Here is a 13,842-nt window from a genome sequence, read left to right as displayed (position 1 = left end):
CTTGATGCTTAGCATTAAGCCGTTTCTGTTTTTGTAATCTCGTCAATCTGGATAAAGGGAATCAATATGTTTTGGGTAAATGGATTACCTTGTAACACCATCTCATTGACCGACCGCTCTTTTCAGTACGGAGACGGTTGCTTCACCACAATGCTCACGGCTCACGGTGAGATACAACATTGGCAACAACATCAATCTCGAATGCAGCGTTGCCTTGAACTATTAAATATTGCTCAACCGGATTGGAAGCAAGTCCACGAATGGTTAAAAAATGCCGCTATACACGATCCAAAATCAGGACTTCGGCTTAATATAACGCGCGGAGAAGGTGGGCGAGGCTATAGTTCACTAGGTATATCTGAGATGAATGTGGTGATCAGCGATTTTGCTTATCCAACTCATTATGAGCAATGGGCAGAGCAGGGTATTGAACTTGGCATGTGCAATCGCCGACTTGGGCTCAACCCAACCCTAGCAGGACACAAACACAACAACCGATTAGAGCAAGTGCTTGCAAAGCAAGATATCGATGAGCAAGGACTTTTAGATGGCATTGTGCTTGATATTCATGATCAAATAATTGAAACCACCATGGCCAATTTATTTTGGGTAACGGGTGACACCCTATATACTCCCTCACTGGAAAATAGTGGTGTATCTGGCGTGATGAGACAGTTAGTCATAACTTGCGCAAAGAAGCAGGGAATGCCCATTAAGGTTGGCCAGTATTCGTTAACTGATCTGATGCAAGCGGACGAAATTTTCATAACAAATTCTATTTGTACGGTCGTTCCTATCATCAAAATTAAAAAATCGACATTCACTATCGGGTCGAATACACGAAACTTTCAGGAGAATTTTAATTCGTGATTAAGAAGTTATTTATTTTATTAGTAGTACTTACAGCGATGGTTGTAGGTGCTTTTTTTTACGTAACAGGGGAAGTCGATCAGTATCTAGATCAGCCGCTTAGCCTTGAGTCTGAACAGATTTTTACTATTGAATCAGGTACAAGCTTTAATGGTGTTTTGTCTAAGTTTAAAGCGCAAGGTTGGATAGAAGATAGCCAATTTAAACCTCTAGTACGTCGTTTTTATCCTGATCTCACACAAATCCGGGCAGGGACGTTCCAACTCAAGCCTGAACAAAGTTTACGAGACGGTTTGTTATTTCTTATACAGGGCCGAGAGCATCAGTTTTCGATCACCTTCGTTGAAGGTACACGCTTTGATGAGTGGCTTGAAGCACTGGCGTCTGATCAGTATCTAGAACATACACTGGGTCAACTCAGTGAAGAAGAGATCGCAGCCAAACTGGGTAGTGAGTATGAAAAACTTGAAGGTTTGATGCTTGCAGAGACCTATAACTATACATTGGGTACAACGGATCTTGATATATTAAAGCGCGCCCATAAAAAGCTAAACGAAGCACTTAATGAAGAGTGGCAAGAGAAGCAGTCTGATTTACCGCTGAAATCGCCATATGAAGCCTTAATTTTGGCGTCGATCATTGAAAAAGAGACAGCCGTAGAGTCAGAGCGCGAACGGGTAGCATCAGTGTTTGTTAATCGCCTTAATAAACGAATGCGTCTACAGACCGATCCGACGGTCATTTATGGAATGGGTGATAGTTACCAAGGAAGAATTGGTAAAAAGGGGCTTAGAACGCCAACACCGTATAACACCTATACCATTTACGGCTTACCACCAACGCCAATTGCAATGCCGGGTAGAGCTTCAATTGCAGCAGCACTCAACCCTGAAGATGGTAATTATTTATACTTTGTAGCAAGTGGTAAAGGTGGTCATGTATTTTCTAAAAACTTAAAAGACCACAACACGGCAGTAAGAGCCTACTTAAGAGAGATAAGAAGTCAAAAATGAATAAAGCAAAATTTGTTGTAGTTGAAGGTTTAGAGGGTGCAGGTAAAAGTACTGCGATTAACGCTATTTTGGCGACATTACGTCAATCAGGTATTGCTGACATCACTCAAACTCGTGAGCCTGGCGGTACGGTTCTCGCCGAAAAAATGCGAGCTTTAGTCAAAGGAGAGCATCAAGGCGAAAAACTGCAAGATATGACTGAGTTGCTGCTTATGTATGCGGCTCGCGTACAGCTCGTTGAAAATGTCATTAAGCCCGCATTAAACAGTGGCTCATGGGTTGTGGGCGATCGCCACGATATGTCCTCTCAGGCGTATCAGGGTGGTGGAAGACAGATTCCAGCATCAACAATGCTAGCACTTAAAGAAACCACTTTAGCGGGCTTTAAGCCTGATTTCACACTGTACTTAGATTTAGACCCACGAGTAGGGCTAGAACGAGCACGAGGTCGTGGAGAGTTAGACAGAATTGAAAAAATGAACATTGAGTTTTTCGACAGAACTCGAGCAAAATACTTAGAGCTAGCCGCACAAGACAGCAGTGTGGTTGTCATTAATGCAGATCAGAATATTGAACAGGTATCCGCTGATATTAAAGATGCGTTACTTGTTTGGTTAGGTGAGAATTCATAGATGCAATTGCTTTACCCCTGGTTAGATGAGACGTGGCAACACTGGCAACGAAACTTAGAAAACGATCAGTTTACCAACTCAACACTTCTTGTTGCTCGTGATGGTCTTGGGGCTGAACAGTTAGTTAAACGCTTTAGTCAGGCGCTAATGTGTAGCAATGACAAAACTCAAGCTTGTGGTTTCTGTCATAGCTGTAGTTTGATGCAATCGTCTAATCATCCTGATGTACACTTTATCTCTCCTGAGAAGGAAGGAAAAAGTATTTCGGTCGATCAAATTCGCCAATGTAATCAAATTGCCCAAGAGTCATCGCAGTTATCGGGTTTCCGTCTGTTTGTCATTCAGCCAGCAGAAGCGATGAATGAATCAGCAGCGAATGCTCTGTTAAAAACACTTGAGTCCCCCGGAAATCAGTGTTTATTCTTGTTAGTGACTCAGCGGAAAGAACTGTTGCTACCGACTATAGTCAGCCGTTGCCAACAGTGGAATGTCAAAGCCCCAAGCTCTGAAGTCGCTTCTTTGTGGGTTGCTGAGCGATTAAAACAGGATGTTCCCCAGTATATTGCTCATTTAAATGATAATGCACCGCTAAAGCTAGAAGCATTTATCAAGCAAGATCATCTAAAGAGTTACAACGCGATCGAAGCTTCAATGCTTTCCATGGTTAAGGGTGAAGATAGTTTTTTAACGTTGGGTAAGAACCTAAATGACGGCTCAGTCGAAAAGCTTCAGTGGTTGTGGTATCTACTCTGTGAGGCGCAAAAAGCGCATTTTCAGGTCGCGGAAACATCATCACATTCTGCTGCTTATGAGCTGTCACAATATGTAAGCTATGATTTACTGTATCAACAAACACAAAGTCTTAGTGCTTTGATTACTCAGCTACGAACGTTCCCTGGGCTTAATCATGAGCTGTTGATTTCAGATTGGTTAATTAAATTTAATGAGGAAGTATGTTCGTAGATTCACACTGTCATTTGGACAAACTAGATTACAACGAGTGTCACTCAGGAATAGAAGATGTCCTTGAGAAAGCAAAAAATGCGAATGTTACTCAGCTTCTCTCGGTTGGTGTCACGCTAGATTCATTTCCTAATATGATTGAGATGATAGCGCCGTTTGATCATGTGCACGCGTCTTGTGGCGTACATCCTCTAGATGTAGAGAGTGATTTTGCTTTGGATATTCTTCATGAGTATGCAAAGCACGACAAAGTTGTCGCTATCGGTGAAACTGGGCTTGATTATCATTACAAACCAGAAACGGCTGATTTACAGAAGTTGCGTTTTTCTCAGCAAGTGGAGTTAGCGGTAGAGCTCAACAAACCACTGATTATTCATACGCGTAATGCACAGGCCGACACTTTATCTATTTTGAAAGAAGGTAACGCTCAATCGTGTGGTGGGGTGATTCATTGCTTTACTGAAGATTTAAAGTTTGCCGAAGCTGCTATGGATCTGGGTTTTTACATTTCTATCTCTGGAATTGTTACCTTTCGCCAAGCGAAAGAGCTTAAAGAAGTCGTTAAATCTTTGCCTTTGGATCGCCTTCTAATTGAAACCGATTCACCTTATCTCGCTCCCATTCCCCATCGTGGAAAAGAGAACCAGCCAGCGTATGTTGTCGAGGTTGCTGCTTATATTGCACAGCTAAAAGGTATCTCTTTGTCTGAGGTTGGGCAGAAAACAACCGAAAACTTCTCGAATCTTTTTTTGCGATAGAAAGTGTAACTTGGATATAAAAAGAGCTTAGGCTCTTTTTTTTTGTTTCAAAAGTGATGAAGCACGCAAAAATCTCGTTGTTTACGAAATATGTTGAAATATAGGCATGAATTGGTTGAATTGTAATTTTGTTACATAAAATAACAATCGGGTCTATTTTATTTACTTCGTGAAATTAATCGTTATTAATCTTATTTTTATATTTATCAATTGGATAGGGTGTTATTTGACTATGTTAACGACCGTCACTAACTGTGATCTATCCAATATTTTGAAACTAAATTTCGTAACTGTATAGAAAGTATGAAGGGCATCAATATATATTTAGAGGCGAAAAATATAATGCAATACGTGGTTACATTTTCGCTGGGTGCTAACATCAAAGCTACGGGGGTATGCAGTTAGCACCTTGAAAAATTCTAATAATTTATTCAGGAGCACAATTATGTTTAATAACCTTTTTGCTAATTTGCAAAGAGTCGGTAAGTCACTGATGCTACCAGTATCAGTTTTACCGGTTGCAGGTATTCTGTTAGGAGTGGGCGCTGCCAATCTAGGTTTTATTCCAGAAATCGTTTCAAACTTAATGGAACAAGCTGGTGGTTCGGTATTCGGTCAAATGGCACTACTGTTTGCAGTAGGTGTTGCTCTTGGCTTTACAAATAATGACGGTGTAGCTGGTCTTGCTGCAATCGTTGGTTACGGCATCATGACAGCGACATTAAGTGTTATGGCTGGCGTTATGGGCGTAGAGAGCATTGATACTGGTGTTCTTGGCGGTATTCTTGTTGGTGGTGTAGCTGCATGGGCTTTCAACCGCTACTACAAATTACAGCTTCCTGAGTACCTTGGCTTTTTCGCTGGTAAACGAGCGGTGCCAATCATCACAGGTTTCACTGCTATCGCACTAGCTGTTGTACTTTCTATCATCTGGCCACCTATTGGCGCTGCAATCGGTTCATTCTCTGATTGGGCTGCACACCAGAATCCACAAGTGGCATTCGGTATCTACGGCATCGTTGAGCGTTCTCTAATTCCATTTGGTCTTCACCACGTTTGGAACGTACCATTCTTCTTCGAAGCTGGTAGCTGTGTAAACGCTGCAGGCGAAGCAAATACGGGTGTTCTTACTTGTTACTTAGTTGCTGATGAAGCGACACGTGCTGCAGGTAATGGCTTTGGCCAGCTAGCTGGTGGTTACATGTTCAAGATGTTTGGTCTTCCTGCTGCTGCAATCGCAATTGCACATTCTGCGAAGCCAGAGAACCGCGCGAAAGTTATGGGTATCATGGCTTCAGCGGCACTAACATCTTTCCTAACAGGTATTACAGAACCAATCGAGTTCTCATTCCTATTCGTTGCTCCAGTTCTTTACGCAATTCACGCTCTTCTAGCGGGTTCTGCTTACGTTGTTGCTAACACATTAGGTTTTGTACACGGTACTTCGTTCTCACACGGTCTAATCGACTTCTTAGTTCTTTCTGGCAACGCTCAGAAGATGATACTAATGGTTGGTGTTGGTCTTGTTTACGCGGCAATCTACTACGTAGTATTCCGCGCTGTAATCAAGGCGATGGATCTTAAGACTCCTGGTCGTGAAGACGAAACAGAAGATGCAGCTACTGCTACTTCAGGCTCTGAGCTTGCAGGTGAGTTAGTTTCTGCATTCGGCGGTAAAGCAAACATCACTAACCTAGATGCTTGTATCACTCGCCTACGTGTTTCTGTTGCAGAGACTGATTCAGTTGACCAAGACAGACTAAAACAGCTAGGCGCTGCAGGTGTAGTTGTAGTATCAGGTGGCGTTCAAGCTATCTTCGGTACTAAATCTGATAACCTGAAAACAGACATGGATGAGTGGATTCGTACTAACGGATAATTCGATTCATATCTAACAAAAGGAGGCTTCGGCCTCCTTTTTTGATCGCCTTAGTTTAAGTTTCTTCTTCGCATTTACCTTCTCCTGACATTTTGAACGGTATTCAAAATAGAATACGGGTGATATTTTTGGAGAACATGATGAAAAAGTTAATTCCTTTATTTGCAACCGTTGCTTCCTTTTCTGTTCTCTCTGAAGAGTCTTCTAACTCAACAAACTTTTCAGTGGGAATGGCAGTAGATCAGCAACTCAGTGTTGTGGTTGAACTAGATAGCCAATATCGCTTTACTATTGGTAACAAAGGCGCTGCTTTTGATTACATAATCAAACGAGGCAGCTTTGATGCTGACTTACCGTTGTCTTGGTATGTGGGTGCAGGCGCGTGGGGTGAATGGGATCATGACTTTGGTGCTCGTGTTCCGTTAGGCCTGAAGGTCGATTTACCAAAAGGCTGGGATATGTACGCTCAAGTACACCCTGAACTCAACCTTTATAAAAGTGCTGAGCTTCAAATTGGTGCAGCGGTCGGTATTAAATACGCGTTCTAATCGTGACTCGTTTTGACACTAATTCAGAATGTAAAAAAGCCAGCATTATGATGCTGGCTTTTGTCTTTAGAAGAGCGTGTTACTGCTTATTCATTGCTCTTCGAATACAGTAAATAGCACCGCCCCACGTGATTCCAAGGCCTAATACCATCATAATGATTGCGCTAGTTGTCATAATTAAGCTTCCTTCTTGCTCGTTAGGTTGATAATAACGCCACCGACAAACAGCAGTGCTAATAGACCCCAACCAAGTAGTAATAGGTCAGACTGAGCGTAGCCGCCGTAACCTTCAGCAAGTGTTGTTTTCAATGTATTAAAGACGATCACTGCTAGAATTGCAGGGCTGATGAAGCGTAGGCATATTTCAAACCAACCACCGACTTCAAAATCAGAGACTTTGTTTACGTAGCTACGAACATTAGAGATCTTGAATACCCAAATCATTAGCAGTAACTCAACAAAACAGCTGACAACGATACCGATGTTATTAGTAAAGTAATCAACTAGGTCAAGTAGTAGCAATCCGCCATTTGTTGCGAAGGCAAGTGAAACGATAGCGCCTACACCACAAACAATAGTTGCTGCTTTTTTACGGCCCCAGTTCAGTTTGTCGATGATAGCTGATGTAACTGCTTCAATGATTGAAATATGAGAACTCAATCCTGCAATGGTTAGAGCTAAAAACAGTAGTGGACCAAAAATGTACGGTGCTGGAAGTTCATTAATCGCCGCTGGTAGTGTTACAAACGCAAGGCCAACGCCTGCAGATACAACGTCAGTAAGCTCTTTCCCTTGTTCATGAGCCATGTAACCCAGAATAGAGAAAATCATGATACCGGCAAGAATAGAGAAGCCACAGTTAATCAATACCGTCATAAAGGCGTTGTTATTGATGTCTGACTTTTCAGGTAAGTAGCTTGAGTAAGCCAGCATGATTGCAAAACCAATACTTAGCGTGAAGAAGATTTGACCATAAGCCGCAGCCCAAACTTTCAGATCCCAGATTTTGCTAAAGTCAGGTTCAAATAGGTAGTTAACCCCATTAAGAGCACCTGGTAGGAAAATCATACGCCCAATTAGTAAGATAACCATGATAAACAGTACTGGCATCATGATTTTAGCTGCACGTTCGATTCCTGATTTTACACCGCCAACAATGGCAGCATAAGTCACACCCCATGCAATCAGCATAGCACCAGCGATTTTCCACTGAATAGAGCCAAGATTAGAAGGTGAATTATCACCAAGCTTTAAATATTCGCTAAAGAAGAATGCGTTTGTGTCGGTTCCCCAGCTTTGGTTAAATGACATACCTAAGTATGAGATTGACCAGCCAATAACCGCCACGTAGTAAACAGCGATTGCAGCAGCAATACCTACTTGGAACCAACCAAGCCATTCAAACTTACTGTGAATTTTAGATAGTGAAATTGGTGCAGAACCGCGATTTTTTTGGCCCATACTGAATTCCATGATCATAAATGGAATACCAGCGGTGAGCATGGCAAAAAGGTAAGGGATAAAAAATGCGCCACCACCGTTTTCATATGCCATATAAGGGAAACGCCAAATGTTTCCTAGGCCAATTGCAGATCCTACAGCGGCTAGAATAAATCCAGCTCGAGATCCCCATTGTTCTCGCTTCATATTGAACTCCTTTACAAACTCTGAGGTATGAAGCTTTTCTTAGGCAGATAAGGCGATAAAAGGATGAAGTACACTGCGACCAAGTTTGGTCTGAATAATTGCTCTATCATCCGTGATATAGCGATAAACTAGATGTATATTCTAGCTGCGACAAGAAAACTCAGAATATTGTTCTTTATTGTCTAATGTGTGTTTGCGTAAACTGAAATAATCAGCTGCGCATTGAGAGTGAGATTACCGATATAACTATTATTGTGCAATAGAATATGTTCAGTTGAATATATCGCAGGCTTTGCGAAAGTGCTGATTTTTATGAGCTTGATCGATGTAACGTGTTGCTTAGGTGGGAATAAATGGTGTTATAGGCTGATTTTAAAAATATTACTGAATTATACAACTAATTTAATTATAAGAATGTATGACTATAAAGTAGCCATTTATTAAGATTAACGTGCTGCAGCTAGAGTTGGCTAGAAACGTACTACTAATCCAATATTTGCAGAGAATTGGTTCATCCAATCCGTTTTAAAGTGGATGGTACAGCTTTCAGACGTTGGAAGGTTACAGATCCCTGTAGTTTCGTTGTCGACGACAGTACCTAACCAGCGAAGTTGGCTATTGAGTGAGATGGTATCGCTAATTTCATACTCGAATCCACCAAACATACTGGCAGAGAAGCCGTATTTGTCATCAGCCCAATCAACATCAACATATGATGCTCCAAGGCCTACACCAACATATGTTTTGAATTTATCTTGGACGGGGTAATAAATGCTGCTTTGAAAGTGCAAATATTTGATGGCACTTTTTTCGTTGAGCTTTTCAATGCTGCTATTTTGTTGGCCATAGAATAGACCGATCCGACCTTTATCTAGCGTTGTTTCAAGCGTGAGTGCATAGCTCTCAGAGCCCTTAAGGTCATATTCGACCTCATCTTGGTCAACCACAGAGCCACCTCCTGTATAACCGACCCATGGCGTAAGGTAGAAATCTGCATGGACAAATGTGCTAGCGAACAGAGTACATAATCCTGTAGTGATAATTTTATGGTTCATAACGATGTTCCCTTAAAGGCCAAGCAGTTAACCAAGTGTGAAGCTAATGGCATAATTGTGCACGGAAAATGCACATAATTTGAAGATGCTTCACACAGCTGTTATTACTTTAATATACACAAGGTGGAATTTATGGAACAAGAATTAAAGTACTCGCTTCTTATCACGGTGATTGTTTTTACTGTTTTATTGACGTTTGGAGCAATTGTCGTCACTCACTAGTGGGGTGTTATCTATGAAAAACAGTGGTGTTATTACCAATTTATCAGATCAAGTTGATGCTCATCAGCTTTCTCAATACATCGGTGGAAAACACGCGCTTGTTGCACAAGGAGGAGGGCAGAGAAGTATTTTTACTTCCGGTGTTCTTGATGCGTTTCTAGTGTCGAATTTCGATCCATTTCATGAATTTTATGGTACATCAGCAGGCGCTTTAAACTTGTGTGCCTTTCTTTGTCGGCAGAAAGGGTTAGGTCACTCTTTTCTAGTTGAGCTCACCACAGACTCTCGTTTTTTTAATCTGTTTCACTATATCCGTCGTAAGCAATATCTAGGCATTGAATGGGCGCTCGACAGTATTAGCAGCTACCCGTATAAACTCGATATCGATATGGGGCGAAAAATATTGGGTGAACGTAGAGCTTTTGCTGCGGTGACTCATGGAACGACGTTGCATGATCATTACTTACCTATGCTTAATGAAGATTGGTATAAAGTGATGGTGGCAACCTGTGCAATACCGCGTTTATATCCTCATGAAGTCGAGATTGAAGGTGAAGGGTATGTGGATGGTGGCGTTTCTGCCGCTATTCCTGTTCAACAAGCTTGGCGAAATGAAGCTCGTTGTATCATTGTAATTCGAACCGAAGGCGCTGATCTTGAGGCTGACTCTGAAATTCTAACGTCACCTGCCGATATTCAGTGGTATCGAGAATCGCTAAACTCAATCCAAGAGCAGTGGCAGGAAAAAGTAGGACAGTGGAAATTAGATTGGAATGGTTTTTTTCAGCAACAGGTATTGAAGTCTAAACAACAAAAACATGAGCATCGCCATTTAGAGTCGATTAATGGAGGCCGCTGGTTATTTGGTGCCGATGACATTTATCGATTGAGTCATCTGATTGGCGACAAATTTGATTCAGGTTTAGCTGACATGCTGATGGCGCATTATCAAACGTATTCATTAACACAAGACTTTCTACATAACCCGCCAGATGACTGCTTTATTGTCCAGATAAAACCAGATAGTCCGCTCAAATCCAATTCGCTTATGAGCAGTAAAGAAGACCTTCTACATGATTATCAATTGGGTCTTGATGCTGGGTATCAGTTTGTCGACATGTATACCAAAGTAGAACTGAATGCTGAAAACAAGAGAGGCTCATTGAATGAGCCTCTGCATTATAATTTTGATTAAGCTCTAAGACCTATTAAGCTTCGATGACCTACCAAGCCAATGAAACTAAGTAACCGGTAATATTCTTAGACAGTTTGTGGAACCTGCAACATCCATGATATCACCCTGAGTCATAATCAAAATATCACCAAATTCGACAAGCTTACGCTCTTTGAGTGATTTAAGTGCTTCAATCGCAATATCGACGCCGGATTCAGCGGAAGTATCAAAATACAATGGGGTCACTCCACGGTACATGCTGCAGCGGTTAAGCGTGCCTTCGTTTCGAGATAGAGCAAAAATAGGCAAGCCAGAGTTTAATCTCGACATCATCAGTGCAGTTCGGCCCGATTCAGTCAATGCTACCATGCCTTTAATACCATCCATGTGGTTGGCAGAGTAGATTGTCGCCATCGAGATTGTCTCTTCCGCGGTCATGAAGGTTTTATCAATGCGGTAGCTTGACGTGTTTTCGAGTGCCTTTTTCTCTGCCCCAACACAGACCTCTGCCATCGATTTAACCGTTTCAACAGGGTAAGCACCGGCGGCTGTTTCCCCTGAGAGCATAACAGCATCGGTTCCATCTAATACGGCGTTGGCCACATCCATCACTTCTGCTCGAGTTGGCATAGGAGCGTAAATCATCGATTCCATCATCTGAGTTGCGGTAATAACAGTGCGATTAAGGGCTCTAGCACGCTGTATAAGCTGTTTTTGCACACCGACTAACTCAGGGTCACCAATTTCAACACCGAGGTCTCCACGGGCTACCATGACGGTATCTGACGCCATGATGATATCATCCATATTTTCTATTGTTGCTACGGTCTCTGCTCGTTCCACTTTGGCGACAAGGTTTGCTTCAAGCCCCGCATCTCGAGCTAGACGTCGGGCGTATTTCATATCTTCGCCATTTCGGGGAAAAGATACCGCCAGATAATCAACTTTGAGTTCAGCGGCAAGAAGAATGTCTCGTTTGTCTTTCTCTGTTAATGCATCGGCTGAAAGCCCGCCGCCTTTTTTGTTGATCCCTTTGTTGTTCGATAGAGGACCGCCTATGGTGACGATGGTATGAACGCGGTTTCCCTCGACTGAGACGACTTTTAATTGAACTCGACCGTCATCAAGAAGTAATAGATCATTAGGGACAACATCATTGGGAAGCTCTTTGTAATCTAGCCCAACGGACTCTTTATCGCCTTCGCCAAGGCCAAGGTCGCTGTCTAAAGTGAAACGGTCACCCGGCTCTAATTCTATTTTTCCATCTTTGAAGGTTGAAACACGAATTTTAGGCCCTTGTAAGTCACCTAATACCGCAATATGAATACCCAATTTAGCAGCAATTGCTCGTACTTTTTCGGCTCTATTTTTATGATCTTCTGCGGTGCCATGAGAAAAGTTCATTCTGACGACATTGGCACCCGCTTTAATAATTTGGAGTAAGTTATCGTCTTTATCAGTGGAAGGGCCAAGGGTAGTTACAATTTTTGTTCTTCGTGTTGCTGGGGTCATCCTGTTCTCCTAGATTGCAGATAGCTTTCTTAGTATATGCGGTGTTGATAATTTGGGGTGACGGATCCCTCACAATCCCACATAGAGCGATGAATTAGTTCGCGACAATAAAAAAGATTTCTATGATTTTTACTCTACAATTCGACATCTTCCGCAAAGATGAATGTTTCTACGTGATGCTTGTCACGGCAATATATCAAAGCACTTCACAATTACTTCGCAAAGTAAAAAAATTAATATGTTGTTGAATTTTGGAGTACATCATGTACATCGCCCAACCCGGTCACATTGATCATATTAAGCAAGTCAATGCTGGTCGAGTCTATAAACTCATAGACCAAAAAGGTCCCATCTCTCGAATCGATCTGTCGAAAGAGAGCTCACTTGCACCTGCAAGTATTACAAAAATCACACGTGAGTTAATAGAGTCTCATCTTATTCATGAAACAACGGTTCAGGAGTCGACTAGTCGTGGGCGTCCTGCGGTTGGTCTGCAAGTGAATAATCAAGGTTGGCAGTTTTTGTCGATGCGATTAGGTCGTGGCTATTTGACGATTGCACTTCATGAATTAGGCGGTGATGTTCTTATTGATACCAAAATCGACATTCATGAACTTGACCAAGAAGATGTATTAGCTCGGTTATTGCATGAAATTGATGAATTTTTTCAAACCTATTCAGATCAGCTAGATAGGGTGACGAGTATCGCTATTACTCTACCTGGTTTGGTGAACTCTGAAGATGGTATCGTGTTGCAGATGCCGCACTACAACGTGAAAAACTTGGCACTAGGTCCAGAGATCTACAAAGCGACTGGGCTGCCAGTTTTTGTTGCGAATGACACACGAGCATGGGCGCTAGCCGAGAAGCTGTTTGGTCACTCTCAAGATAATGACAATTCTGTTTTAATTTCAATTCACCACGGCTTAGGTGCCGGAATAATTCTTGATGGCCGAGTTTTGCAAGGTCGTCATGGCAACATTGGTGAGTTAGGCCATATTCAGATTGATCCTAATGGAAAACAGTGTCACTGCGGAAATAAAGGTTGTTTAGAAACGGTCGCGAGCTCTCAAGCGATTCGTGAAGAAGTGGCAAAGCGTATTGAAAACGGTGAAGAGTCTGTTTTGAGTAGCCTCGAAGAGATGACCATTGAATCGATTTGTTCTGCGGCTGCAGAAGGTGATGCGCTTGCGGTTGATGTTATCGAGAAGCTGGGTCGTTATTTAGGCGCTGCAATTGCTATTGTGATTAATCTGTTTAATCCAGAAAAAATCTTGATTGGTGGCGTTATTAATCAAGCCAAAAGTGTGCTTTATCCCGCCGTTTTAACCTGCATTAAAGAGCAAAGCTTACCGGTATATCACCAAGATTTAGAGCTGGTGGAATCTCGTTTTTATAAGCAAGCTACGATGCCTGGAGCAGCACTGGTTAAACAGGCTCTTTTTGATGGGCTACTTTTAATGAAAGTTATTGAAGGTTAAGCAGTTCAACACTACATATTGAAAATAAACCCACATAACATCTCTGTTATGTGGGTTTATTTTTTGTCTAAGCACTACACTATGGACT

At 42.0% G+C, this 13,842-nt stretch carries 14 protein-coding genes; 10 read left to right on the top strand and 4 right to left on the bottom strand.

What is annotated here, in order from left to right; translation table 11 throughout:
- Nucleotides 1-66: 66 nt before the first annotated feature.
- The 7 genes from pabC (at nucleotide 67) to L4C54_RS04290 (ending at nucleotide 6,663) form a co-directional block, all read left to right on the top strand.
- The gene (gene pabC, locus L4C54_RS04320) at nucleotides 67-870 is read left to right on the top strand and encodes an aminodeoxychorismate lyase (RefSeq protein WP_428807219.1); all 804 of its coding nucleotides are present in this window, start codon (nucleotides 67-69) and stop codon (nucleotides 868-870) included.
- Nucleotides 867-1,883 (top strand): endolytic transglycosylase MltG, encoded by a 1,017-nt coding sequence (gene mltG, locus L4C54_RS04315; RefSeq protein ID WP_428807218.1) that lies wholly within the window; start codon nucleotides 867-869, stop codon nucleotides 1,881-1,883. The genes pabC and mltG overlap by 4 nt, the downstream gene beginning before the upstream one ends.
- The gene (gene tmk / locus L4C54_RS04310; RefSeq protein ID WP_428807217.1) at nucleotides 1,880-2,515 is read left to right on the top strand and encodes a dTMP kinase; all 636 of its coding nucleotides are present in this window, start codon (nucleotides 1,880-1,882) and stop codon (nucleotides 2,513-2,515) included. Before mltG ends, tmk begins: the two co-directional genes overlap by 4 nt.
- Nucleotides 2,516-3,478 carry a DNA polymerase III subunit delta' gene (gene holB, locus L4C54_RS04305; protein WP_428807216.1) on the top strand — a complete coding sequence of 321 codons (963 nt, stop codon included), beginning with the start codon at nucleotides 2,516-2,518 and terminating at the stop codon, nucleotides 3,476-3,478. It abuts the gene before it with no gap.
- Nucleotides 3,469-4,236 carry a TatD family hydrolase gene (locus L4C54_RS04300; RefSeq protein WP_428807215.1) on the top strand — a complete coding sequence of 256 codons (768 nt, stop codon included), beginning with the start codon at nucleotides 3,469-3,471 and terminating at the stop codon, nucleotides 4,234-4,236. Before holB ends, L4C54_RS04300 begins: the two co-directional genes overlap by 10 nt.
- Before the next feature lie 445 nt (nucleotides 4,237-4,681).
- Nucleotides 4,682-6,115 carry a PTS glucose transporter subunit IIBC gene (gene ptsG, locus L4C54_RS04295; RefSeq protein WP_428807214.1) on the top strand — a complete coding sequence of 478 codons (1,434 nt, stop codon included), beginning with the start codon at nucleotides 4,682-4,684 and terminating at the stop codon, nucleotides 6,113-6,115.
- 140 nt (nucleotides 6,116-6,255) lie between these two features.
- Nucleotides 6,256-6,663, top strand: coding sequence for a hypothetical protein (locus L4C54_RS04290; RefSeq protein ID WP_428801729.1), 408 nt, complete (start codon nucleotides 6,256-6,258; stop codon nucleotides 6,661-6,663).
- Nucleotides 6,664-6,742: 79 nt separating this feature from the next.
- On the opposite strand, the gene L4C54_RS04285 is transcribed toward L4C54_RS04290, so the two are convergent.
- The 3 genes from L4C54_RS04285 to L4C54_RS04275 all read right to left on the bottom strand — a co-directional run bounded on the left by L4C54_RS04285 (nucleotide 6,743) and on the right by L4C54_RS04275 (nucleotide 9,365).
- Nucleotides 6,743-6,838 carry a MetS family NSS transporter small subunit gene (locus L4C54_RS04285; protein ID WP_017034046.1) on the bottom strand — a complete coding sequence of 32 codons (96 nt, stop codon included), beginning with the start codon at nucleotides 6,836-6,838 and terminating at the stop codon, nucleotides 6,743-6,745.
- 2 nt (nucleotides 6,839-6,840) lie between these two features.
- A complete protein-coding gene (locus L4C54_RS04280) occupies nucleotides 6,841-8,310 on the bottom strand; it encodes a sodium-dependent transporter (RefSeq protein WP_428807213.1) in 1,470 nt (489 codons plus the stop codon).
- 470 nt (nucleotides 8,311-8,780) lie between these two features.
- The gene (locus tag L4C54_RS04275) at nucleotides 8,781-9,365 is read right to left on the bottom strand and encodes a porin family protein (protein ID WP_428807212.1); all 585 of its coding nucleotides are present in this window, start codon (nucleotides 9,363-9,365) and stop codon (nucleotides 8,781-8,783) included.
- A gap of 132 nt (nucleotides 9,366-9,497) precedes the next feature.
- Between L4C54_RS04275 and cydH the strand changes: the two genes are divergently transcribed.
- Complete coding sequence (gene cydH / locus L4C54_RS04270) at nucleotides 9,498-9,587, top strand: cytochrome bd-I oxidase subunit CydH (protein ID WP_428807211.1); 90 nt, start codon at nucleotides 9,498-9,500, stop codon at nucleotides 9,585-9,587.
- A 13-nt stretch (nucleotides 9,588-9,600) separates the two neighbouring features.
- On the top strand, nucleotides 9,601-10,782 hold the full coding sequence (locus L4C54_RS04265; protein WP_428807210.1) for a patatin-like phospholipase family protein: 1,182 nt from the start codon (nucleotides 9,601-9,603) through the stop codon (nucleotides 10,780-10,782).
- A 45-nt stretch (nucleotides 10,783-10,827) separates the two neighbouring features.
- Here L4C54_RS04265 and pyk read toward each other — a convergent pair whose 3' ends face one another.
- Nucleotides 10,828-12,273, bottom strand: a complete 1,446-nt coding sequence (gene pyk / locus L4C54_RS04260) for a pyruvate kinase (protein ID WP_428807209.1) — start codon at nucleotides 12,271-12,273, stop codon at nucleotides 10,828-10,830.
- 263 nt (nucleotides 12,274-12,536) lie between these two features.
- On the opposite strand from pyk, the gene mlc reads away from it, so the two are divergent.
- Complete coding sequence (gene mlc, locus L4C54_RS04255; RefSeq protein WP_428801350.1) at nucleotides 12,537-13,754, top strand: sugar metabolism global transcriptional regulator Mlc; 1,218 nt, start codon at nucleotides 12,537-12,539, stop codon at nucleotides 13,752-13,754.
- The last annotated feature ends 88 nt before the right edge of the window (nucleotides 13,755-13,842 follow it).

Origin of the sequence: Vibrio lamellibrachiae (genome assembly GCF_050337265.1) — a bacterium.
GTDB lineage: Bacteria > Pseudomonadota > Gammaproteobacteria > Enterobacterales > Vibrionaceae > Vibrio > Vibrio kyushuensis.
This window is presented reverse-complemented; position numbering and strand designations above follow the sequence as displayed.